Below are 23,457 nucleotides of genomic sequence, written 5' to 3' on the forward strand. Positions count from 1 at the left end.
TTTGTGGGGCGGAGGAACCGGCGCTTACCCGATACCGAGGTTGAGCCCGGGCACCGGCAGCGGGATCTTGATCCCCGGTCCGCCGCCGTGGCCACGGCCGCGACCGTGCCCCCAGCCTCCGCCGCCGTGGTCATCGCCGCGGGGCCGCAGGGGTGGGCCTTGCTGCGGCGGCGCCAAGATCTCGCCGAGCTGCGGCAGTACCGGCGGCAGCGGTGGCGGAGCCGGCGGCGCAGGAGCAGGAGCAGGAGCCGGCGCGGGTGCAGGCGCTGGAGCCGGCGCGGGGGCGGGTGCCGGGGCTGGCGCGGGAGCCCCAGCCGGTGCAGGGGGAGGTGCGGCCGGTGTGGGCGGCGCGGGAGCCGGGGCGGGCACGTGTGCCGACGGCGGCGGTGGCGCGGGAGCCTGCTTAGACGGGGCAACGACGTTGTGTCCGATGTCGGGTCGTTCGCTGACCGACGGCCGGATAGTGAACGCCAGCGAAATGACCAGTGCCACAACGCCGACCACGAAGATCGTCAGCACGCTGATGGCGGTCAGGAACGGCCTGCGACTCAGGGACTCGCCGTGCGCGACCCGAAAGTCGAGCATGCCGGAATCCAGGTTTTCGTCTTGGTCGTCGAGGTCGCTGTAGGCCTCGGGCCCTTCTGCGGTGTAGGCCTCGGCTTCCTCGTCGGGCACTGCGCTGTAGGCAAGCGCCCCCTCCCCCGACTCCGCATCGGCGGAAACGTCCGCGGCGGCCAGGTAACCGGGCGAGACGGCATACGGGTCGACGGCGCCGGTGCCGGGATCCTGGGCATAGGCCAGCGCGGCGGTCGACGACGCGAACAGCGGTGCGCTCGCAGAGGCCAGGGCTGCTCCGCGCGCCAGCGCCAGGTCGGGTTCCTCGGGCGCGCTCACCGGTAGCGACGTCGCGGCCTCCAGCGCCGGTTTGATCAACGGGATGTCCACGCCAGAGCCGACGACGAACAAGCCGTCGGGGCGTTCGTCCAGCGCCTGGGCGTCGGAAGCCAGCTTGACCAACGCGGCGACGGCCTCGTCGTCGTCTTCGGGCAGCGGTTGGCGGTGCACGTCGAAGACGGACCCGTCGTCCGAGTCCACCACGGCCAGGGTGGCGGTGTCCGGCTGAATAAATAGCAGTGCAGTGTTGGCGTAGTTGGCGGCGTTGGCGGCCGCCTGGGCCAACGCGGCCGCGGCCAAAAATGCCGACACCAGCATGACGTTTTCGATCTTGCGGGCCGCCAACGCGTCATGCAGCGCGGCGGCCTCGAGCTGATCGGTCCAGGTCACCCCGGTCGACGTCAGGTGGTAACCGCTTTCGGCTGCGCCTTCACGAGTGCCCATGATGGCCGAGATCACCTGGTCGGTCACGGCAGGGTTTACTGCATGGCCGTTGCCGTTGATCTCGAAGTTGTCCCGGTCGACGGTGGCACCATCGGCATTTTCGCCCTCGACCAGCACCATCCGGACCGTTGAGGGTGCCATCGACACACCCATTACGATGTCCACTACTTCCTCCAAAGTAGTTTGCTAGCTACTCGCGATAGTGGGCAGCACCTAACCCGTCCCCGCTGACCCTGTTACCTCGAGCCTACCGGCCCGCACGAATTTCGCCGGGTGGCCGCGGGCGTGCGGTACCTCACTCGGCTGTGCGGCATGGCATTACGGCTGGGTGGACTTGAGGAAGTTCTGGTAGGAGCGCGACGGCGTTGGGCCACGCTGACCTTGGTATTTCGACCCGGCTCGCGCACTGCCGTACGGGTGCTCGGCCGGGCTGGTCAACCGCAGGATGCACAGTTGACCGATCTTCATCCCCGGCCACAACGTGATCGGCAGGTTGGCGACGTTGGAGAGCTCCAACGTGATGTGGCCGCTGAAGCCGGGGTCGATAAAGCCGGCGGTCGAGTGGGTCAGCAGCCCCAGCCGTCCCAGCGACGACTTGCCTTCCAAGCGGCCGGCCAGGTTGTCGGGCAAGGTGCACAACTCCAGCGTCGAACCGAGTACGAACTCTCCGGGGTGCAACACAAACGGTTCCCCGTCGACCGGTTGCACCAGGCTGGTCAGCTCGTCCTGCTGCCTGGCCGGGTCAATGTGGGTGTAGCGGGTGTTGTTGAACACCCGGAACATGCTGTCGAGGCGAACGTCCACGCTGGACGGCTGCACCAGCGCGTCATCGAACGGGTCGATGCCCAATCGGCCGCCGGCGATTTCGGCTCTGAGGTCACGATCGGAGAGCAGCACCCGACGAGCGTATCGGCTGTGGTGGCAGCTGCGTTGCCGCCGAACGGCGCGGCGCCGGATGCTAGCCTTCGTCAAGCATCCGCGCCGATGTAGTTCAATGGCAGAACATCAGCTTCCCAAGCTGAATACGCGGGTTCGATTCCCGTCATCGGCTCCAAAACTTCCGTTCGGCCCCGCGGTGCTCGGAATATTGATCGTATGCAGCTTCTCGTCTTATGATCGAAATATTGATCATTGAGGCATGTCTGTCGTATGATCGAAATATGCATCATCCGGTACCGCTCGTGTACGACACCGTCGAACTCGGCGAACACATGCGGCGCGCTCGCCAAGCTAGAGGCTTTCACCAGGATGAGCTCGCTAACCGTATCGGAGTCACTCGCATGACTATCTCCCGTCTTGAGCGGGGGGAATCTGTCAGCGTCGACATAGCGCTGCGCGCGCTGTCGGAGTGCGGCGTCGCGCTCGCGCTAGTGCCGAAGTTTTCCCGAGTGACGGTAATCGATGGCACCTAAAGCGCTTGACGTTTGGTTGTACGGCGCCCACGTCGCCAGATTGAGTGAGCCACGCCGATTTCGCCTGCGTTTAGAATTCACCGACGAAGCGCTCGACACCTTCGGCGAGGGAAGTCGAGTCCTGTCTTTGGCATTGCCCATCTCACGACAGCCCATCCAAGACAGGAACGGCGTGTTGCAGGTGTCGGCATTCATCGAAGGACTTCTCCCAGAGGGCAACCTGCGCCGCCACATCGCCACCGTGGCTGGCGTACCCATCAACGACACGATGACGCTATTGGAACGGGTAGGCGCGGAATGTGCCGGCGCTGTGCAGATCCTCGCCGACGGCACAAAGCCCAACGCCGGCCAAGTCCGCCGATTGACCAAGCAGGAGGCCGACACTCTTATCGCGGACCTACCGACCTACCACCTGCCCGAGGGCACCACACCACAGGCATCGCTAGCCGGCATCCAGGACAAAGTGCTGTTGGTGGCTCTTCTCGACGGCTGGGGCTGGCCTGAAGCCGGTGCGGCCTCAACGCACATCATCAAGCCCGAACCACTCGGCGGAGCCGTGAAGCACCTCGTTCAGACGGAGGACTGGGCGTTACGAGTGGCGCGGGGTGCAGGCATAAATGCTGCGGAGTCGCGTTTAGCGCGGTTCCAAGAGCGCGAGGCCATTGTCGTTGTCCGCTATGACCGCACCCCTGACGGCAACCGGCTGCATCAGGAGGATTTCTGTCAAGCGCTAGGTCTCGATCCTCAGGCCAAGTACGAAAGCACCAGCGAAGCAACCCGGTTAGGGTCGAGGCTACGACGCCTAGCGCGCGCGGCCGCACCAAGGGCGCTGGACCCCGACGGCTTTCGATTGGCGTTGCTGAAGGCTGTGACGTTTAACGTCGTGATGGGTAACGCTGACGCTCACTCGAAAAATTATTCAGTGATGATCGGTCGCGATGGGAGCGTGTCCCTGGCTCCGCTCTATGATGCCGCTCCGGTGATGTATCTGGATCCCGCCTTCAAGGGCACAGGTCATGTGATCAACGGTAAGACGAGTATCGACAACATCAACATCGATGACCTGTCCTCCGAAGCGGCATCGTGGGGCATGGGGATGCGGCGAGCACGTGCGACGATACAGTCATGCATGGAGCGGGTATACGGCTCGGTCGAGCGCATCGCGCTTCCATCGGGAGCCGAGTCGGTCAAGTCGAACCTTGATCAATTGTGGACCCGGAACTCGTGGCCGACCGTGTCTTTGGAATCCGCCGATTCGGAGTCCACCTTGGACGGCACCGGCCCGTAGAAGCCGCCGCGGTAACAGTTTTGAATTCCTGGCTTCGGGAGCCAGCCAAAAGCCTCGCAAGCCGCATGAGCGCCTCAGGTGTACTCAGATCAACAGTGTCGACATTAGGTGCAATCGCTCAGTGGATCGCCGGTACGTCTCGACGCGATTTGACAGGTTGGCTCGCCGTAGCCAAAACGTGACGAAGACTTGACCGAATTGCGAACGCGCCCTTGCCGTTCCAATCTACAGGCCCCACCTACCATCGCTATTACAACCCTGTCAATTAAAAGGAAACAGACTCATGCGGGCGGTTGTTCGTTGCGCTCTTGTTGTGCTCGTGATCGCCGCGAGCATGGTCGTGGGGCCGGCCGGCGTAAGCCCGGCGGCGTACCAATCGCACAGTTTCACCATCGCATCGGTCTTACCGGCGCAGGGCGCGGTGGTGGGTGTGGCGCACCCGGTGGTGGTGACATTCGGCGCGCCCGTCGTCAACCGGCGCGCGGCCGAACGCGCCATCGGGATCACCTCAGTGCCCGCGATGACCGGCAAGTTCGAATGGCTCGACAACGAGGTTATGCAGTGGAGTCCCGACCGATTCTGGCCGGCGCACAGTACAGTCGCGCTGTCGGTCGGCGGCGTCTCCAGCCAGTTCAAAACGGGTCCCGCCGTTCTCGGTATTGCCGATATCTCGGCGCACACGTTCACCGTGAGCATCGACGGGGTCGAGGCAGGACCGCCGCCACCCCTACCGACGCCACACCACCGGCCTCACTTCGGAGAAACGGGCGTACTGCCGGCCTCCATGGGTAGACCGCACTTCCCCACGCCCGTCGGCACCTACACGGTCTTGTCCAAAGAACGCTCAGTAACCATGGATTCGAGCAGCGTCGGCATTCCCGTCAACGACCCTGAGGGCTACCACCTTTCGGTCGATTACGCCGTCCGTATCACCAACCGCGGCATCTTCGTGCATTCGGCTCCGTGGGCTGTCAATTCACTGGGACTGGAAAACGTCAGCCACGGCTGCATCAGTCTGAGCCCCGAGGACGCAGAGTGGTACTTCAACACGGTCCACATCGGCGACCCGGTGATTGTGCAGGAATCAGGAATCGAGCGACCGCACCGGCTGAGCTGACCAGGTCCCGCGGCTCGACGATGTGCGGGTGTGCGGGTCAATCTGCTTTTGTATAACGGCTTTTCACCGGCGCACGCCTCGCCCCTGACATGCAACATCCCCGCCCCCGTCGTCATTGCAAACGGGACGGACCCGCTGGTGGGAATCCAGCGGGTCCGTGCGGCCGGGAGAGGATCAGTGTCAGCTCGCGCCCCCAGCCGCAGGACCGGCCGGAACCGGCTCGCCGGGCACTGGCCCGCCGGCCGGCGCCGGAGCGGTCGGCTCACCCTTACCTGCGTAGGCGCCCGACATGTCGACGATTGGCGCCCCGGCCGGCGCGCCCCCAAGCGCGATCAGCGGCGCGCCGGCCGGCACCACCGGCGCAACTGGCAACGGAGCCCCGATCGGTAGCGGCGCGCCGATCGGGACTGGCGCACCGACCGGCAGCGGCCCCGGGACGGCCATCGGCACGCCAGCCATATCGGTGACCGGGGCGGCCGCCGGACCGCATGCGTCCGCGGCACCCGCGGCACCCGCGGCGCCCGCTCCGCCTGCGGCGGCCGGCACTTCGCCGGCCGAACCCTGCATGCACGCGGAGCCGCCCGTGGTGAACGGGGCGGCTACTGCGTGCGGGCATAACGCTATAGCGGCTCCGCACAACCCAGCGCTGGCAACTACTTTGATCTCGAGCCGATCAAAGATCGTCATCACCCTCAACTCCTCTATTTGCGCTCAGATATTTCCGAAATTTTGATGGTGCAGCAGAACCACATAGCCGAACCGAGGTCGTACCTCGACGACCGACTCAATTGTTTGCAACAGGTGTGGAATACGGGTCGTGCCGCGCCGCGCCGTGTCCAAATGGTGACGTTCGCTCCTTCGAGAAGGGCGCAGGGTTAGGGCAGCGCAGCGCGGATCTTCAGCGCGGGCATGCTTTTGCGGTCAACCGCGGCGCGCGCCGGCGGACAGACGGTTTCCGCGGTCAGCGCATGTAGATTTCGCCACCGCTGGGATAGCCGCCGCCGGTGGTGGTGATGTGGACGTGGTCGTAGTGGCCATATCCGGATGATTGCGGGCCGTTGGGCGTGTAGTAGGTGCCGCGCCAGATGGCGTCTTGCAATCCGAACCGTTCCGCGTTTTTCAGCGCGAACGCGACGACCTCGTTACCGAGTGCGATGCCTTCGGCGCTACCCGGATTGGGAATCATCACGTCAAGGGCCAAACCGTTGGGGTGCCAGCGCAACGAATCCGGCCGAACGCCGCCGATGCTCTGAATCTCGGGGAACAGCGCGCTGATACTGCGAGCGACCAGGATCGTCTTGACCTGTAAACCCTGCTCCGGTGCCACCCCGACGGGCAACAGCTGCGGAGTCCGTCGATCAATGACCCGCCATCTCGATGCCGCCACCGTGTCGTCGGGAATGGAACCCGCACTGGGCGACGCCGACGCGACGGCGGTCGGTGCGCCCCCCACGATCTCGAGGCAGCAGCCCGCAGCGTCGTCGGCTACTGAACCGGCCTCGCCGGCGGGACCGAATGAACGGGCGCTGCCGCCGAGGGCAAAGAAGACGGCGCCCGCGCCGATAGCGGTAGCCATGATTGCCGGTGACTTTCGTCGCTTCGTGGCTAATCGGTGCCGACCCACGGCAAGCCACTTTACGAGCAAAACCGGCAATAGTCACAATTTTGTAACGGCCGAAAAGCGACGGCGACTGCGCCTGGCCTGCAAAACAGGGCAGCGACCTGGGGTTTTACAGACGACTCGCGGCGAAATCCGCGCCCTGGTCCACCATGCCGTTCACCGGGTAAAGAAGGTGCGCGGCGCCGGGCTGTCCGGGTGGCGCCCCATTGCACACCGTGTCGTCCGGGGCGCACAGCTCCAGGGTCTTGGCTGTGTAGAGCGGCCCAATCGTGATGGGCGGCGCTCCGGCGCCGCGCAAAAACTCGTTCGACGGCGTTCCGAACAGAACCACCGCGGCGACATGGTTGGCGACTTCGGCGGGCAGCGGCTGGGGCACATACGACACATACTCCGCGGGCACTTCCTTCGGAACACTGGCCGAAGTGACGAACCCGGTCACGGCGGCGCCTTGGGAGTATCCGCCGAGCACCATTCGGGTGTTGGGGCAGTTCGCGGCCGTGGACTCGACGTGGGTGCCTTCGTCTCTGATTCCGTCAACGAAGGTTCTGGCGAATTCGATCCCACCGCCGAAATCGCCGCTGGCCTGGTAATTGACCGGATACACGCCGACCGATTTGCCGCCGGCTTTCGACGTCAACGAGTCGACGAAGGCCTGCCCCACTCCGCCCACGCCAGGGGGCTCGCCGGTACCCCGGGCGAACAGCACCTCGACGTCAGGACATGGCTGTGCCGCCGCGACTGGAGCGGGCACGCCGAGCAGCGCCGCCGCAATCAGCACTGCCATAGCGGGAAAGATGCGGCCGAACCGGGGCGCCCGCATGGCACGGATCCACTCAATGCCGTTCATGTTTACCCCCACCGTGTCGCGTCAGCGACCCCCGACCTGATCTGAACTTACGCTGCGCTCGGGTGTCTTCCCGGTTTTCGGCGAGATAAAACCAACTGCAAAACTCAGAAGACGCGTACCCAGTCGATGAGCATGTCCGCCGGATAGGAACCCGACGCGGGATCGCCGCCACCGGATCCGCCGACGGCAAGGTTCAACACCGGAAACATCGTGTAGTCGGGGTCGTTGAAGGGCCATTTGCGGATGGGGTCGTTGAGGTCTTCGATGCCGATCGCCGGAACGCTGAAGTACGGCTCGGCGCCGTCGACGTAGTCTTCCCAGAAGTAGAAACCGGTTGCATTCCACGTGACCCGCCAGGTGTGCCAGCCGCCGTCCACTCCGATCGGATGAGTCTCGAATGCGGTGCCGTAGGGATCGGCGTGGACGGTGGTTCCCGACGGCCACTCCCCGTTGCCGTACCACTCGAGCAGGTCGACTTCACCTTCACGCTCGGGAAAGTCGTTGGATAGCCACCAGGCCGGCCAGCAACCGCCGGTGAGGCAGTTGAGCTTGACACGCGCTTCCCACGTGGTGCCGATGCCCCCGCGCCAGTTGCCGTGCACCAGGCCGCCGTAGTAGGCGTCGCCGTCGTGGGTGGCGCGCAGAACGAGGTTGGAATTGCCGTCCAGGAATACGTTTTGGCGACTGTCGCGGTATTGCCCGAAAAACTCCGGCCGGTCCCAGCCGACCGGGTTCTTGATCGGAGTGCGGTGGTTGGACACCGTCCACTTGGAGGGATCAGGCGCCGAGCCGGCCGGGCCGTCGAACTCGTCGTGGAACAGGAAGGCCCCAGTCGTCGCACCGGGCGGCGCCGTGGGCGGTGGCGCCGGTCGGGACGGGTTAGCACCGGCTGTGGGCAGCGGGCTCGCAGCTGCCACCGCGCCGATTCCCAGCATCAACATCACGTTGCGACGATTCATCTCAGGCACAGACGAATGAAACCATGAGCCAGTGGGGGCGCGCATCACAATCCGGTCACGCGCCGACTCAAAGTCGTGGCGTTACGGGCTCTCGTCCGAATCGTCGAGGACGCTGACTGCGATGCCGTAGGGCAGGAATCGCACCTTGCGCGTCGGGTCGGTGTTGTTCTTGTTGGCGCGCAGCGCATCCAACTCGGTTGCATACACCTCTTCGACGCGGGCGCCGCCCTGGGCGTCGACGGTGTAGATCGCCCAGACGCCGTCGCCGGCTTCGCCGGTGGTTTCCGGCTCGGTGCGTGAGCGCCGGGCCAGATCTTCGAAAAGCGCGGACCAGCCGGCGCGTTCGCCGGGGACCGTGACGAACCGGCTGAAGCGTTCGAAAGCGTCGCGCAATCCTTCCCCCGCCTCGCGCATTACCCGATCCAAGTCGTCGGGATCGAACCCGAACGGACCGTTCTCTCCCATGGCAACTCTCCCGTTATGGCCCCGGCGGCGGCGGTGGCGGCGGCGGATTGATCGGTATCGGCACCGTGACGAACGGCAGGTGCAGGTACATCGTCATCGGTGGCAGCTGGGGAGCCGGCGGCGGTGGTGGAGCGGCCGGCGGCGGCGGGGGCGCGGCTGGCGGCGGCGCGGGCGCGGCCGGCGGGGGCGCCGGTTCTGCTGCCGGAGGCGGGACATAGGCGGGTGCTTGCCGGGCCGGCGTCTGCCGGACCGGCGGCGGGTTGACGACTTGCTGCGGCTGCTGCCGCACCACAGGCGCCGGCTCGGGGATGGTCTCCGGCGCCGGTGCAGGTGCGGCGGGTGGCGGTGCGGGTGGGACGGCCGACGGCGGCGGTGCCGGCGGCGATGCGACGGGCGGCGCTGCGGGGGCCGGAGCGGCCGCGGCGGGTGGGTGCGGGCTTGCGGGCGCGGTCGGGACGACGCCCTTGCCATCGGGGTTAGGTCGTTGACCGATCGACGGGCGCACATCGCTGGCCAGCGAAACCACCACCGCCACAACGCCGATGGCCACTATCGCCGCGGCTCCGCTGCCGACCAGCAGGAACGGCCGGTGCCGCGGGCTGCTGTCGTCGTCCTCGTCGGCGACGGCGCTGTATGCGAGGGCTCCGGAGCCCACGCTGGCGTTGGCCGAAACGTCAAGGTAGGCCGGTGCGATGACGTCGTGGTTCACCTCACCGGTTCCGGGATCTTGCGCGTAGGCCAGCGCCGCGGTTGACGACGCGAACAGGGGTGCGTTGGCCGACGCCAACGCCGCCCCCCGCGCCAGCGCCATATCCGGTTCTTCAGGCGCGCTCACCGGAAGCGAGACCAGCTCTTCCAGGCCGTGTTTGACCGGCACGATGTCTACGCCGCAGCCGACGATGAACACACCGCCCGGGCGCGACTCCAGCTCCTCCAGGCGCCCGATCATCTTGGCGAGCGCGGAAACCCCGGCGGGGCTGGGCTGCACACACCGGATCTGCTGACGCTGCAGATCGACGATCGAACCGTCGGTGACTTCCACCACGGCCACCGTCGCGCTGTCCGCCTCGGCGAATACCAGCGCGATGTACTCGTAGCCGACCGCCTGACCGACGGTCTGGGTCAGCGCGGCGGCCGCCAGCAGCGGAGATACCAGCATGACGTTGCGGGTTTCCCGGACGGCCAGTGCATCGCGCAGCGCGCGGACTTCGCTGGGCTCGGTCCATGTCACCCCGGTCGACATCAGCCGGTGGCCCCCTTCGGCGGCCGCTTGCCTGGTACCGAGGATCGCGCCGATCACCTGTTCGGGCGCCCTGAACGTTGCTCTATCGTCGGCGTCGGCAACTGCGAAGCTGTCTTCCTCGACGGTGACTCCGTCGGCGTTCTCGCCTTCGACCAGCACCATGCGGACCGTCGTGGGCGCCATCGACACGCCGAGTACGATGTCCACTGCTCCTCCAAAATTCTTTGCTGGCCAGAATCTGGGCGGAGGAGCACACCGTTTGGGCTGTCATCCACAAAACTTCCTGCTTATGAAGTTCTGCGCGGACCAAGACGACGGCACGGCGGCGTCAGCCTCCACCAAGCTTGGCCCTTCCACCCTACTCGACGTGCGCGAAACGCAAACCCGGATCGATTCACGGGCCACGTGGTCGGGCGGATTCCCGGGTCGACCCTACGGTCCGGGGTTCAGAAACGGATTGTCCGGAGCCGGGGCCTGATTCTGCGGGACTTGAATCGGAATGGGCACCGGCACCAACGGAATCCTCAGGTACTCCGTCGTCATGGGCACCGTCGTCGTCGTGGTCGTCGTGGTGGTGGGCGGCGGAGTCGTGGTCGTCGTCGTAGTGGTCGTGGTGGTCGTCGTCGGCTGATGCGTGGTCGTGCTCGGCGGTGGCCGATGCGTGGTGGTGACCGGCGGCGGAGGAGGTGGTTCGGCGCTGGTCGGTGGTGGCGGCGGCGCCACACTGGGCGTCGGCGCGGCGCTGGGCGGCGGTGGCGGTGCTGGGCTCGGCGACGGCGGCTGGGTGTTGGGTAATTGAGGCGGAGGCGCGACGCTGCTGGGCGCCGGCGGCGCATGGTGTCCGGTGACGCTGGTCAACGAATACGCCACCCCGCCGATCGCGAACATCGCGACCAACGCGCCGAAGCCAAACAGCAACTGCGGCAGGCGGTACCCACGTCGAGGACGGTCGTCGGGCGGCGGCTGCAGCGTCAGCAGGTACTGCGACGGCGGCGCACCGCCGCGATCGTCGCCATAGGGTTCGCCGAAGTAGGCGAGCGGCCCGTCGTCGTCGTCGGCTTCCGACCAGGCCAGCTCCCGTCGCGTCACCGGCGGGTCCTCGACAAGCACATCACCGGCGGGGATTCCGAAGTCGCCGGTGGGCGCGTCGAACGCCCCGCTGTGCGCGGCGAAACCACCGGTATTCGCAGCGAAACCGCCGGTGGCTGCGCTAGCCACCGGGGCCATCGCCGTCGATGTCTGGGCCTCGTCCGCTTCCTGCTCGCCCGGCTCGCGCGACGACAGCATCACCGCACCGACCGCCATAGCCAGCGCGGGCCGCACAGCGGTCACCACCGAGGCCTTCGCGTGTGATGAGAAACGTTGAGCGACAAGAGGAATGCTGGCGCCGCCGCCGGCCATCGCTACCGCCGCAAGATCCCCGCGGGCAATCTTGTGGCGGGACAACATCTCGTCGAATGCGGAGAACACACCGCTCAACCGCTCCTCGACGAGATGCTCTAGCTGGGTGCGCATTACCGCGACGACGGTGCGCCGTCCCGGAAGTTCGACTATCACTTCAGTCGCCGTCTCGGTCGACAACTGCTCCTTGGCGGTACGACACGCCTCGCGCAAGTCGGCGAGTTGACCGACCGCGGCAGTGCCGGCGGGATCGGCCTGGGCGGCATGGCCGATATCCGAAAGGACGTGAGCCAGGAGATCTTGGTCGATCTGGTCGCCGGAAAACGCTGAGTAGCGAAGTGTTTCACCGATCGGGATGAAGTCCGACTCTGCGTCGGCCAACGTGATGCTGGTTCCACCGCCGCCGAAATCCAGCAGGCCCACCACGCCATGGCCGGGCAGGCGCGCATCGGAATTCAACGCCGTCAATGCTGCAACGGCATCCGACACCAGCCGTGGTGCCATGCCGCTTCGAACGAAACCGGCGTGAGTACGCAGTGCAGCCCGTAACGATTGCACGGAGCCCGGACCCCAGTAGGCCGGAAGCGCGATCGTGATCTCGGATGTCGAGGCGTCGCCCCCGGCCGCAGAAATGATCGCATCCAGCGCTTCGACCAGCAACAGCGCGGGATCATGAGTAGAGCCGTCGGCGGACACCAAAGCCCGTGAGTCACCGACGCGTTCGACGAAGCCGCCGACCAATGTGCCGTGATCGGTCGACCTCGTGTCCGGCATAGGCGCACCGAGTTGTGGTTCGCGATCCGAAAACAGCGTCAACACCGAGCGGCGCGTAACGGGCGGACTTCCGTTACGCACCGCCACTAAGTTCGTGGTCCCGATCGACAACCCCAACGGGTCGTACATACAGTGAATACCTCGCATCGATAGCGGTCGGCGGGCAGCGTTCACGATAGCCGCGCTTGGACTGGATCGAGACCGGGTAAACCACGATCGAGACGCGGTGGATACGGTCTTGTTATCTAATGCCCTCGGGCCGTGCGAGTTACACCACTGTCAGCGGCAACGATTTGCGCGGCTGGAACTGGAACGTCGATCCGCCGCTGACCTTGGCTATCTGCACCTCCGGCAATTCCGGTGCGATGGCGTCGGTTTCGATCAATTCAGCTGTCCAGCCGGTACTGGTCCCGCTGACGCGCACCTGAAGATGTGGATCGACGGCAGTGGCGATCGCCTGCAGCGGTTGCACAGACTCCGGCGAACACAGCGAGATCCAGGCTCCGTCGTCGTGGGCGGGCGACTGATGCACCGTCACGTGGTTGTCGGGCAGCTCGGCCCGCACGTAGCCGGCGGGGTTGAGCAGCGGATGCAATTCGAAAACCTTCAGCGCGCCGTCAATGCCGTCGGGCAATGACAATGCGTGGTGGATGCGCTCGGCGGCCAGGCCGGCCAAGCCGATCAACTGACGGGTGCCCACGGACGCGGCTAACGCGGCGTCCGATCCGGCCCGCGCGCGCACCGCGATCGCGAACGACAGGTACAGCAGGTGCATCTGCAGGCACACTTCGTCGGCCATGCGGACCAGCGCCGAATGCGAGAAGGCACCGAAGTCGAGGTCGGAGAGCAGCGGGCCGGAGTAGTCGGCCAAACCCTCGTCGGCGGCATCGATTGCTTCGAGTTCCCATGTCGCAGCGCCGGTCTGGCGTACCACGTCCAACGCCGGAATGCCGTGGACGGGCGGGTAAGACTCGTCGATGATGACGGTCCACGCGCAGTGCGGATGCCGATCGGCCGGTTCGCGAGGCGGGCGGTGGATGGGACGCATCTGTGCCCGGGGATTGGTCGCCACCGCGGTGGCGTCGAAGGTCGGGTCCTCGATCGTGTGACACATACCGAAGACGTAGTCGTCGCCCATCGGTTCCACGTCGAGCAGCGCACCGCAGTGGTCGAGCTGGAATTCGCCGTGCCAGCGGTCGTGCACGGTATAGCGGAAGTCCATGAACTGCGGCGGCGCACCGATGTCGAGCTGCAAGCCCTTGAAGATGGTGGGCACGTCGTCGCCAACGTAATTCAGCGCCCGCTGCATCCGTTGGGTGTAGATCGGGCTGGCGCCGGCCCACTCCTCGATGGCGATCTGCAGCATTTCCTCGCGGCCGAATTCCTGGATGCACCAGGCCATGCCGGACCGGTCGATCATGTGACCGATCAGCAGCAGTTCCGGAACCAAGACGGCAAGTTGCTCACGGGACAATCGCGCGTACCGGGATGCGACCACGCTCCAAAAATAGTCGTGACTATGTTATAAAGTCAACTATGGCAGTTAGCGCCGGTGTCAGCCCTACCCGGCGCACCACTGCGCCACGCAAACGCGGCGACGACACCCGCGCGAAGATCATTGACGAAACGATTAGCTGCATCGTCGAAGAAGGTTTCACCGCGGCGACGGCCAAGCACGTCGCCGAACGCGCGGGCGTGACCTGGGGCGTGATCCAGTACCACTTCGGCGACCGCAACGGCCTGCTGATGGCCGTGGTCGACGAGGGCGTGACCAAGCTGCTGGAGAGCCTGGCGGCGGCCGACGTCGGTGAGTTGACGCTGCGCGAACGCATCGAGGTCGTCGTCGACACCGCCTGGCGTTGTTACAGCAGCCCGACATCGATGGCAGCCTTTGAAATCCTGCGGGCAACGCGTTGGGAGGAGACCTCACGACGGCATCTGCTCGAGATGAACTCCGCGATCGCCCAGCTGGGCAGGCTGGTCACCGATGACCCCGCCGATAGCGGTGTGGCCGAAGTCATTTGGGCCACCCTGCGCGGTGTGGTGCTGGCACAGATGATCGTCGGTGTGCCGGTCGACTGGCAATCCGAACGACGGGCGCTGATCGACATGGTCAGCCACTACCTGCAGCGCTGAGGCGCTGCAGGTCAGCGCTTAAGCTCGGCGCATGGAACTGCGGCAGCTGCGCTACTTCGTTGCGGTTGCCGAGGAGTTGCATTTCGGTCGTGCCGCGGAGCGGATTCACATTTCCGGGCCGGCCTTGTCTCAGCAGATCATTGCGCTGGAACGGGAACTCAAAGCTGAGCTGTTCATCCGCGACCGACGCAGTGTCCGGCTCACCGAGGCGGGACGGTCCCTGCTCGAGGACGCCCGCAAGATTCTGACGATGGCCGACGGCGCCGCGGAGCGGCTGCGCCGCGCTGCCGCCCAGTCGGCCCCACTGCGCCTGGGCTATGTCAGTTGGTTGCCCGACAATTTGGTCGCGTTGGTGGGCTCCGCGGTGACGTTGCGTATCGACGAGTGGGTGCTGCCGTCGCATGCGCAGGCAGCCAGGGTCGCCGAGGGCAGCCTTGATTTGGCGCTGGCCTGGGTGAGTGGTTCCGACGCGGCTGCAAATGGTTTGGCGGCGCATCTATTACGCGCGGAGCGCCTGCGCGCAGTTCTTCCGGGAGCCGGCTCGGGTGTTCCCATCGCCGCGCGAGACGTCACCGTGTTGCTCGACATCGACGAGTCGGCCTGGTCATCATGGAACCGATTCGCTGAGGGTTTCGCCGCCGAGTCGGGTGCCCGCATCGCCCACATCGAAGACGGTGGAATCGTCGGCGACGCGTTCTATGCGCACGTGCGGCGGCTGGGCGCACCGGTGCTCGCCTCGCCCAAACGTCACACCGCAGCCATCCCACCGCGGTTGGGCCAGCGGCCGGTGGCCGAACCGGCACCGCTGTGGACCTGGTCGCTGCTGCATCGCAGCGCCGACGACCGGCCCGGTGTGCGTGCGGCGGTCGAGTCGCTGCTCGCCTTCGCCGACAGCCAGGACTGGAGAAGGCCGCCGGCCGAGCGCTGGTGGACACCGGCCGACGACCCGCACCGCGACACGCTGCTGTCGTAAGGCGCGCCTACGACAGGTAGCAGATTCGTCGTGGACGGCTGGTCATCGTCGCGCTTCACTGATCACATGAACTATGTCGTGGATCAGCTGGGCCAGTTCGTCGTCGATGCGCGCTTGGGGGATCTGAGTGAACCCAACCTGGCGCTGATGAAGCGAAATGTGCTCGACAGCATCGCCTGTGCGCTGGGCGCACTCGACGGCGAACTCATTCCGGCGTTGCGCGCCCATGCCGAAGAATTCAGCAGCCGCCCGACCGCGACCTTCATCGGTGGTGGACGCGCATCGGTGGACCAAGCGGCGTTCTTCAACGCCGTCCTGGTGCGCTACCCCGATCTGCTCGACACCTACCTGACGCCTGGCGGACTGTGCCACCCGGCCGACAACTTCGGAGCGATCCTGGCGATGGCCGAACATGTCGATGCCAGTGGAGCGGATTTCCTGCTGGCGCTGGCGATCGCCTATGAGATTCAGTGTCGGTTCAGCGCGCAGGTTCCGGTGATGGCTCGTGGCCTGAATCACGCACTGCAGCTGGCGATGTCGGCCGCCGCTGGCTCAGCCAAACTGTTGAACCTCGACTCGGCGCGCACCGCCGACGCGATCGCCGCCTCGGCTGTCGACAATGTGTCATTGGCGGCGGCGCACACCGAGCCGGTGTCGAACTGGAAGGGCATATCGCCGGCAATCACCGGGATGCGCGCGGTCTATGTCACGAAGCTGGCCGAGCGTGGCATCACCGGTCCCAGGGCGCTTTTCGACGGGCCCCACGGCCTGACGCAGCTATTCGACCAGCCCATCGACCTGCACACCGATGACCCAGCGCTGGTCGCCGTCGAACAGACCTACCTCAAGCAGTACTGCTCGCTGATCCATGGCCAGGCCGTCATCGACGCCACGTTGAACGCCCGCGAGGAACACAGCTTCACCGGCGCTGACGTTGAGCGCGCCAGTGTGGAGGTCTTCCAAGGTGCATTCGACTTCGCCGGCGGCGGCACCTACGGCGACAAGGACCACCCGCTGACCAAGGAGCAGGCCGACTACAACTTGAAGTACCTCACCGCCGTCGCGTTGCTTGACGGGCAAGTGGGGCCCGAGCAGCTGGAAACCGAGCGTGTCCGACGGGCCGATGTGCAGGACTTGCTGACCCGGATCGCTGTCAAACCCGCATCAGACTTGACGGCCGCCTATCCAGAGCGCACCTCGACCCGCATACACATCGCCCTGCACGACGGTCGTGAATTCGACCGCGAGCAATCCGATTTCGAAGGATCACCGACGCGACCGATGTCCTGGGAACGGGTCGTCGACAAGTTTCACTGGCTCGGTGAGCCAATCGCCGGCGAAGCGCTTCGCGACGAGATCATCACCGCAGTGCAACGCCTGGACGAGATACCTGCCGCCGAACTGACCGGCCTGCTGTCGTCGGTGAGCCCGGTGCGACAGCGTCCTCGAACCCGCGCGCGGCTGTGAATCGCGATGTGCTGCAATGACCTGGTGAGCCCCCACGATCTCGCGGCCGACATCGAAGCGATCAAGCAAGTCAAGTACCGCTACCTGCGCGGGCTGGACACCAAGCACTGGGACGACTTCGCCGGCACGCTGACCGACGACATTGCCGGCGACTACGGGTCCTCGCTCGGTGAGGAACTGCACTTCACCAACCGCGTGGATCTGGTGGATTACATGCGCTCGGCGCTAGGCCCTAATGTCATCACCGAACACCGGGTGACTCACCCCGAGATCACGGTGACCGGCGACGAGGCGTCCGGCACCTGGTATCTGCAGGACCGCGTGATCGTCGCCGAGTTCGACTTCATGCTGATCGGTGCGGCGTTCTATCACGATCGCTACCAGCGTACCGCTGAGGGTTGGAAGATCAGTGCGACCGGCTACGACCGCACCTACGAAGCGACGATGTCGTTGGCGGGCATGGACTTCAAGGTGAAACCCGGTCGCGCGCTGGCCTGATTACTTGGCGATCGCGATGAGCGCGCCGGGGCGCAGCCAGCGGATGATCTGCACCAAGGTGTCGTCGTCGATGGCCACACACCCCGCAGTCGGCCCGCCGTCGGTGGTATGGAAAAAGAACGCGGCGCCGTCACCGGGAACGCGCGCCTTATTGACGCCCATCACCACCGCATGCTTGTACTGCGGAATCGGCAGGTTCTCGCTCGCAGAGGTGTCGAAGGGGCACTGCGATTTCTTGCACACCTGCATGGTGTTGAACGTGGGGCTCTTGTCATCGCCGTTCCACCAATGGTCCGGCCCAACTTGGGTATACGGCAGCCCGCCGCCCGGATTGGGCGCAGTGCCGAAGGCGGAGTCGAGCGAATAGATCCCCATCGGCGTGGCGGGATAGCCACTCTTGGCCTTCGGTGCCAGGCCCGCCGACCCGATGTGGGTGGGGATCCCGACGCCGATCGGCTGCCAGCCGGTGGCGCCGCGCTGGTAAACATCCATCTTGGCCGTCGAACCGCCCACGCCGACAACTGAAACCACCTGACTGGCATTGCCGACGGACTGCGCGAACCAGGGTGTGACGACCGCGGCGCTCAACGGCGCGTCTGCCAGCGCCAGCAGGGCCGCACCCACGGCAGCACAAAGCAAACCCAGCAGTCGGCGCACCATTTCATGATCAACTCCGCTCAACTTCAGGGTCAAGTAAAGGTTTAGCTTCAATTCGGTCTCTGGGCGGCCGCAAACCCACGCTCTCATCCTGCGGATCGCAGCGAACGCATATATGCTCGGCGCCGATGTCCTTGTCGGTCTACGACGAAATCGCTTGTTCCCCAATAATCCTCACGGCTATCTGAGAGCGCCGATGACATTTGACGAACAAAACACAACGCCACTCGCCGTACTGGACAAGGTCAGCGAACCGCCGTTGACGGTGTCGCTCGGGTCGGCGCTGTACACCTTCCCCGCAGGTTGCGACGTCGTCGTCGGCCGGGACCGCGATTGTGACATCTGCCTGCGCGACGGCGACCCCGCCAACCGCACGCTGATCTCACGCAAACATGCAATCCTGCGGTTCGCCGACCGTCAGTGGATGGTCGTCGACACGAGCCAGAACGGTGTTTTCGTCGACGGTGTCCGCGTCCGACAGCTCGCCATCCACGACGGCCAGATCATCAGACTCGGCAGCAAGCGCGGGCCGCAGTTGACGCTCAGCGTGCCGCCAGGACCTAACCGCACCCAGACGCAGCCCAGCGAGCCGGCTTTCATGGAGCGCACGATGCGGCTGCTGCTGCCGCCGCGGCCCACGCCGGTGCCGGCGGGCTCAGTAACGGTCGGCCGCGCCAAAACCAACGGCGTCGTCGTCGACGACGCTCTGGTATCCCACGTGCATGCGGCGCTGGTTGCCACCCCGGCCGGCGTCGAGATCCGCGACAACAACAGCAGCAACGGCACTTTCGTCAACGGCGCGTTGGTTACCCGAGCCTTGCTGCGGGACGGCGACATCGTCACCGTCGGAAACACCGACCTGGTAGCGCGCGGCCAGAGCCTGGTGCCGCGAACAGCACCGGCACACAACAGCGGGCTGACCGCGCACCAGCTGGCGCTGACCATCGACGGGCACCCGCTGATGGCCGACGTGTCGCTCACCGCGAAGCCCGGAACCCTGACCGCGGTGATCGGACCGTCCGGTGCAGGAAAATCCACGCTGGTCAAGCTGATCGGCGGTACGACACCGCCCACCGGCGGCGTCGTCACGTTCGACGGGCACGACGTGCACGCCGAGTACGCGTCGATGCGCTCCCGGATCGGGGTGGTGCCGCAGGACGACGTCGTGCACCGCCAACTGACCGTCGAACAGGCCCTGGGGTATGCGGCCGAATTGCGGCTGCCACCGGACACCTCAGCCGATGACCGTCGTGAGGTGATCGATCGCGTACTCGACGAGCTGGAGCTGACTTCGCACCGAAAAACCCGAGTCGACAAGCTCTCCGGCGGGCAGCGCAAGCGCGCGTCGGTGGCCATGGAACTGTTGACCGGCCCGTCGCTGCTCATTCTCGACGAACCGACCTCCGGGCTGGATCCGGCGCTGGATCGCCAGGTGATGACGATGCTGCGTCGGCTGGCCGACGCCGGCCGGGTGGTAATCGTCGTTACGCATTCGCTGACCTACGTCGACGTGTGCGATCAAATTCTGCTGCTGGCGCCCGGCGGCAAGACGGCGTTCGCCGGGTCACCCGCCGAAGTCGGGCCGACGCTGGGCACCACCCAGTGGGCCGACATCTTCGCTCAGGTCAGCATCGACCCCGACGGCGCGCATCAGGCATTCCTGATGCGACATCCGCCGGCCCCGGCGCGGTCACCGGCGACGGGCGCGGAACCGTTGGCCGCTGCGCCACGCACCAGGCGCGGGCATCAGATATTTACGCTGGCGCGCCGCCAAACCCGGCTCATCGCCGCCGATCGAGGCTACTTCGTGTTCCTGGCGCTGCTGCCATTCGTGCTGGGCGCGCTGTCGCTGGCAGTTCCCGGCGACACCGGGTTCGGTTATGCCGACCCCCGCGGGTCGGCGTCCGACGAGCCCAACTCGATTCTGATTCTGCTGAACCTCGCCGCGGTGTTCATGGGAACCGCGCTGACGATTCGAGATCTGGTCGGAGAACGCCTGATCTTTCGCCGCGAGCGCGCCGTGGGCCTCTCGGCGACGGCGTATCTGGCGGCCAAGGTGGCCATCTTCAGCATCGCGGCACTGATCCAGACGGCCATCGTCATCGCGATTGTGATGATCGGAAAAGGACTGCCGACGCGCGGAGCAGTCGTGCTGGGCCAGGGCGCCTTTGGGGCTGCCGCGGAACTGTATGTGACGCTGGCACTCACCGCGATCGTCTCCGCGATGGTCGGGCTGGCGCTGTCGTCGCTTGCCCGTTCCAGCGAGCAGATATTGCCGATGCTGGTGGTGACGATCATGGCGTCGATGGTGCTGGCCGGCGGTTTGATCCAGGTGACCGGGCGCATCGGCCTCGATCAGATCTCGTGGCTACTGCCGGCGCGGTGGGGTTTCGCGGCGGCCGCGTCGACCGTCGACCTGCGCGCCGTCGAACCGCTCTCACCCCCCGACCGGTTCTGGTCGCATTCGCCGCACTACTGGGCGTTCGACATGGCCATGCTGGTAGTCCTAGGTGCCATCGCCACCAGCCTGGTTCGGTTTCAGTTGCGGCTGGGGGGTGCGCGGCGGAAACACTGAATAGCGAGTACCGCGCCACGGTCTTACCATCGGCCGATGTCGGACTTTCCGCCGGGCCGGTATTCGCACGTGCTGGTCGGCCATGTGTGGCCGTCGGGTTCGAACCTTGCCGCAATCGGCAATGCATCGACGGATTTCGGCAGTACCGCTACCGCCTATCAAGATCTGCAGGATCAGCTGCGCCAGACTCGTTTTGGGCCACTGGCCGGCCAGTCCGGTGTGACCGCCGACGATGTCCGCGATGCCTTCCAGCGGGGCGAGACGCACGCCGGCAATGTCGCAGAGAAGAACGCAATCAAGCGGGCTGCTTACACCTCGGTTCGCGATGCGCTCAGCGAGCTGCGGTCGGCACTGACCACGATCGCCGAAGACGGCGGCACCGACATCGCGCGGATTCAACAAGGTAACGAGTCGTCGACGACAAAGCTGGACAGCATCGGCGACGTCGTGCTGGCTTGCCAGACTCGCGCCAACGTCAAGGCCGCGGCGTGTGGCGAGGCCATACTCAGTGCGGTCCAACAGGTCCTCGATGCCGAAGGCGCCGGCAAGTCGGCTCGTCAGTTCGCCGCAGAACACGGGATCGACACCGGGCGCATCTTCGGTCACCCCAGCCCAGACAGCGCCCGCGCGCAGGCGGCCGCAATAGTCAATGAAGACAACGCTTTTGACGCAGCGACGAGATGAGCGGCGAGTTGTGGGCCACACCGGCCGATTACGCCGCCGCGGCCGCGGCGAACACACCGCCGCCACCGATCATGCCGACCGTCGTCCCGCTCGCCGGCTCGTTCGTCGACAACCTGCTGGCGACTCTGGGTGCTGCCGCCAACATCGGCGTCCCGACCGACAACATCGACGCCCAGCTCGGACAAGCCGAACGCGCCCTCAAAGCCGCTGACGCGGAGACGAAATTCCCTGCCAACGAGAACGATTCGGCCGCGCAGCTGGCCGTGCTACCGCAGCTGGCATCCGGTCTCGCGGGTGCCATCGCCGGTGCTCTGGGCGGGGCGTTGCAGCCGCTGAGCCAGGCCCCGCAGCAGGCGGCCCAAGCCGGCCAGCAGGCGCTGCAATTGGGCATGGGCGGGCTGCAAGGGGATCACGCCGACGTGCTGCCTGACGAGGCGCTGGGCGAACCATTGGTCGTCGACGGTGGGCCGACCGTATTGTCCGGCGGCGGCGGTTCCCAGGGCAGCGAATTCGAGGGCACCGCACCGACCGCGGTGCTCGGACCGCCGCCCGCGCCGTCTGCGGCTACCACACCCGCGTCGGCACCGACCATGCCGACAAGACCGAGCGCGCCGGAAACAGCGAATACGCCGAGGGCCGGAATGGGCGCCGTGCCGATGGTGCCGCCGGGCGCCGTTTCTCCGACGAGCGGCCCAGTCGGCGACCCCAAAACCGATGCCAAACGCGTCGTCGTCCCGTCAGTGCGCAACGGCGCCCCAGTGCAGGGCCGTATCACCGCGCCGGCGCCCGAGGTGACAAAGCGACTGGCGGGCAAGCTGGTTGCCACCAGGCGCGTCGTCGTACCGGATGCGACATCCGACGACCCGACCTAGCGCCGCAGCAGCCACGCGCACGCCAGGAAGTACAGGTATCCCAGCGCCCAGCCGGCCAGCACGTCGGACAGGTGGTGCACATTCAGCGCGACTCGGCCGAACCCGACCGCCACCACCACCAGCGCCCCCGCCGCGCCGGCCGTTACCGCCAGCGGCCGACTCAGCATCGGCCACACCACGGTCAGCAATGCCAGCACCCCGACCAGCACGCCGAGGGCGTGCCCGGACGGGAAGGACGACGAGGATTCGGTGACCAGCGCCGTCGTCGGCCGCGGCCGATCGGCCAGATCCTTCGCCGCCTGGATGAGCAATCCGCTGAACTCCACAGTGACGAGCAGAAAAACCGCCGTCCGCAAGCTGCGCCTGACCAGCGCGACCACTGCGGCGGCCGCGGCCAGCAACCGAAACGCCGCGGGGCCGAACACGGTACACAGCACCTGCCAGAACCGCACCCACGCCGGGTGATGAACCCCGACGTCGTAAAGCGCGGTCAGCGACGCCGCGTCGGGCGAATCCAGCCAGCCCCACGCTTGCCGGTGCCCCAGCCACATCACCGCATACACCACCACGGCGGCCGCTGCGGCAGCCGTCGGCCGGACCGATACCACGGCTACACCGATACCACGGGCCACCGTCATACTGGGCTCATGTCGGTCTTTGTCCGCAGACTGTTCGGCATCGGCAAGTTGCCGGCCGATCTGCGCGCGGAGGTGGAAGCGGAGGGCGTGATCTACCTCGCCGACTACGTCGCGGTCACCCGGCGGTTCAGCGGCGCCATCCCCGGCCTGCGCTCGGCGCACAGTGTCGCCAGTTACGTCGGCTCGCTGGTGCTGACGTCACAGCGGGTGCTGGCCACCTTGTCGTCGCTGCCCAAGCTGGCCGGTCCCACCGTGGACGCCCGCTGGGATGCGCCGCACACCGGCGCCGCCACGGCCCAGATCGGGTCGACCGGCGTCCAGGTCGAGCTGGACCTTCCCCGCGTCGACCCCGCGTTCAGCGGTCACCTCTCGCTGCATTACAAGGCGGCGATCCCCGGCGACGTGCTCACCGGGTTGCCGCAGCGGTCGTTGTCCTTTGACATGCCGCCGGAATACGTTTTCCGCGCGGTGGGTGTGACTTACCGGCCGTAG

23 protein-coding genes and 1 tRNA gene are annotated in these 23,457 nt (G+C 66.1%); 12 read left to right on the forward strand and 12 right to left on the reverse strand.

The features are described 5' to 3' along the window. Nucleotides 1-24: 24 nt before the first annotated feature. The gene (locus tag AC5Y49_RS13400; protein ID WP_499887696.1) at nt 25-1,503 is read right to left on the reverse strand and encodes a DUF7159 family protein; all 1,479 of its coding nucleotides are present in this window, start codon (nt 1,501-1,503) and stop codon (nt 25-27) included. 153 nt (nt 1,504-1,656) lie between these two features. Then, nucleotides 1,657-2,235: a dCTP deaminase gene (gene dcd, locus AC5Y49_RS13405; RefSeq protein ID WP_499887698.1), complete on the reverse strand. Its 579-nt coding sequence runs from the start codon at nt 2,233-2,235 to the stop codon at nt 1,657-1,659. Between the two features lie 83 nt (nt 2,236-2,318). Between dcd and AC5Y49_RS13410 the strand changes: the two genes are divergently transcribed. The 4 genes from AC5Y49_RS13410 to AC5Y49_RS13425 all read left to right on the forward strand — a co-directional run bounded on the left by AC5Y49_RS13410 (nt 2,319) and on the right by AC5Y49_RS13425 (nt 5,155). Continuing rightward, nucleotides 2,319-2,392, forward strand: a tRNA-Gly gene (locus AC5Y49_RS13410). Between the two features lie 106 nt (nt 2,393-2,498). Further along, the gene (locus AC5Y49_RS13415; RefSeq protein ID WP_499887699.1) at nt 2,499-2,750 is read left to right on the forward strand and encodes a helix-turn-helix domain-containing protein; all 252 of its coding nucleotides are present in this window, start codon (nt 2,499-2,501) and stop codon (nt 2,748-2,750) included. After that, nucleotides 2,740-4,038, forward strand: a complete 1,299-nt coding sequence (locus AC5Y49_RS13420; RefSeq protein ID WP_499887700.1) for a type II toxin-antitoxin system HipA family toxin — start codon at nt 2,740-2,742, stop codon at nt 4,036-4,038. The genes AC5Y49_RS13415 and AC5Y49_RS13420 overlap by 11 nt, the downstream gene beginning before the upstream one ends. A gap of 283 nt (nt 4,039-4,321) precedes the next feature. Further along, entirely contained in the window at nt 4,322-5,155 is an 834-nt protein-coding gene (locus AC5Y49_RS13425) for a L,D-transpeptidase (RefSeq protein ID WP_499887702.1), read from the forward strand. 180 nt (nt 5,156-5,335) lie between these two features. Here the strand turns inward: AC5Y49_RS13425 and AC5Y49_RS13430 are convergent, their stop codons facing one another. The 8 genes from AC5Y49_RS13430 to AC5Y49_RS13465 form a co-directional block, all read right to left on the reverse strand. Then, nucleotides 5,336-5,842, reverse strand: coding sequence for a hypothetical protein (locus AC5Y49_RS13430; protein ID WP_499887703.1), 507 nt, complete (start codon nt 5,840-5,842; stop codon nt 5,336-5,338). Nucleotides 5,843-6,116: 274 nt separating this feature from the next. After that, the gene (locus AC5Y49_RS13435; protein WP_499887704.1) at nt 6,117-6,779 is read right to left on the reverse strand and encodes a VldE C-terminal domain-containing protein; all 663 of its coding nucleotides are present in this window, start codon (nt 6,777-6,779) and stop codon (nt 6,117-6,119) included. A gap of 106 nt (nt 6,780-6,885) precedes the next feature. After that, nucleotides 6,886-7,596: a cutinase family protein gene (locus AC5Y49_RS13440; protein ID WP_499888009.1), complete on the reverse strand. Its 711-nt coding sequence runs from the start codon at nt 7,594-7,596 to the stop codon at nt 6,886-6,888. Nucleotides 7,597-7,727: 131 nt separating this feature from the next. Continuing rightward, the gene (locus AC5Y49_RS13445) at nt 7,728-8,627 is read right to left on the reverse strand and encodes a glycoside hydrolase family 16 protein (protein WP_499887706.1); all 900 of its coding nucleotides are present in this window, start codon (nt 8,625-8,627) and stop codon (nt 7,728-7,730) included. Nucleotides 8,628-8,663: 36 nt separating this feature from the next. Continuing rightward, nucleotides 8,664-9,047 (reverse strand): Rv0313 family protein, encoded by a 384-nt coding sequence (locus tag AC5Y49_RS13450; RefSeq protein ID WP_499887708.1) that lies wholly within the window; start codon nt 9,045-9,047, stop codon nt 8,664-8,666. Nucleotides 9,048-9,060: 13 nt separating this feature from the next. After that, complete coding sequence (locus tag AC5Y49_RS13455; protein WP_499887710.1) at nt 9,061-10,497, reverse strand: DUF7159 family protein; 1,437 nt, start codon at nt 10,495-10,497, stop codon at nt 9,061-9,063. A gap of 225 nt (nt 10,498-10,722) precedes the next feature. Further along, the gene (locus AC5Y49_RS13460; RefSeq protein ID WP_499887712.1) at nt 10,723-12,594 is read right to left on the reverse strand and encodes an Hsp70 family protein; all 1,872 of its coding nucleotides are present in this window, start codon (nt 12,592-12,594) and stop codon (nt 10,723-10,725) included. 139 nt (nt 12,595-12,733) lie between these two features. Beyond that, nucleotides 12,734-13,963: a hypothetical protein gene (locus tag AC5Y49_RS13465; protein WP_499887714.1), complete on the reverse strand. Its 1,230-nt coding sequence runs from the start codon at nt 13,961-13,963 to the stop codon at nt 12,734-12,736. 38 nt (nt 13,964-14,001) lie between these two features. Between AC5Y49_RS13465 and AC5Y49_RS13470 the strand changes: the two genes are divergently transcribed. The 4 genes from AC5Y49_RS13470 to AC5Y49_RS13485 all read left to right on the forward strand — a co-directional run bounded on the left by AC5Y49_RS13470 (nt 14,002) and on the right by AC5Y49_RS13485 (nt 17,539). Then, a complete protein-coding gene (locus AC5Y49_RS13470) occupies nt 14,002-14,601 on the forward strand; it encodes a TetR/AcrR family transcriptional regulator (RefSeq protein ID WP_499887716.1) in 600 nt (199 codons plus the stop codon). Between the two features lie 31 nt (nt 14,602-14,632). Continuing rightward, a complete protein-coding gene (locus AC5Y49_RS13475; RefSeq protein WP_499887717.1) occupies nt 14,633-15,574 on the forward strand; it encodes a LysR family transcriptional regulator in 942 nt (313 codons plus the stop codon). A 66-nt stretch (nt 15,575-15,640) separates the two neighbouring features. Then, nucleotides 15,641-17,041: an MmgE/PrpD family protein gene (locus AC5Y49_RS13480; protein WP_499887719.1), complete on the forward strand. Its 1,401-nt coding sequence runs from the start codon at nt 15,641-15,643 to the stop codon at nt 17,039-17,041. Nucleotides 17,042-17,047: 6 nt separating this feature from the next. After that, nucleotides 17,048-17,539 (forward strand): nuclear transport factor 2 family protein, encoded by a 492-nt coding sequence (locus AC5Y49_RS13485; RefSeq protein WP_499887720.1) that lies wholly within the window; start codon nt 17,048-17,050, stop codon nt 17,537-17,539. On the opposite strand, the gene AC5Y49_RS13490 is transcribed toward AC5Y49_RS13485, so the two are convergent. Further along, complete coding sequence (locus AC5Y49_RS13490; RefSeq protein WP_499888011.1) at nt 17,540-18,196, reverse strand: L,D-transpeptidase family protein; 657 nt, start codon at nt 18,194-18,196, stop codon at nt 17,540-17,542. A 196-nt stretch (nt 18,197-18,392) separates the two neighbouring features. Between AC5Y49_RS13490 and AC5Y49_RS13495 the strand changes: the two genes are divergently transcribed. The 3 genes from AC5Y49_RS13495 to AC5Y49_RS13505 are packed head-to-tail and all read left to right on the forward strand — an operon-like array spanning nt 18,393 to nt 22,327. Further along, nucleotides 18,393-20,771: an ATP-binding cassette domain-containing protein gene (locus AC5Y49_RS13495; protein ID WP_499887722.1), complete on the forward strand. Its 2,379-nt coding sequence runs from the start codon at nt 18,393-18,395 to the stop codon at nt 20,769-20,771. Nucleotides 20,772-20,807: 36 nt separating this feature from the next. Then, nucleotides 20,808-21,455, forward strand: coding sequence for a hypothetical protein (locus tag AC5Y49_RS13500; RefSeq protein ID WP_499887724.1), 648 nt, complete (start codon nt 20,808-20,810; stop codon nt 21,453-21,455). Continuing rightward, nucleotides 21,452-22,327, forward strand: a complete 876-nt coding sequence (locus tag AC5Y49_RS13505; protein ID WP_499887725.1) for a hypothetical protein — start codon at nt 21,452-21,454, stop codon at nt 22,325-22,327. Before AC5Y49_RS13500 ends, AC5Y49_RS13505 begins: the two co-directional genes overlap by 4 nt. Here AC5Y49_RS13505 and AC5Y49_RS13510 read toward each other — a convergent pair. Further along, a complete protein-coding gene (locus AC5Y49_RS13510; RefSeq protein WP_499887727.1) occupies nt 22,324-22,965 on the reverse strand; it encodes a phosphatase PAP2 family protein in 642 nt (213 codons plus the stop codon). The genes AC5Y49_RS13505 and AC5Y49_RS13510 overlap by 4 nt on opposite strands. A 9-nt stretch (nt 22,966-22,974) precedes the next feature. On the opposite strand from AC5Y49_RS13510, the gene AC5Y49_RS13515 reads away from it, so the two are divergent. Then, nucleotides 22,975-23,457, forward strand: a complete 483-nt coding sequence (locus tag AC5Y49_RS13515; RefSeq protein ID WP_499887729.1) for a hypothetical protein — start codon at nt 22,975-22,977, stop codon at nt 23,455-23,457.

It is taken from the genome of Mycobacterium sp. NGS62 (genome assembly GCF_059812285.1).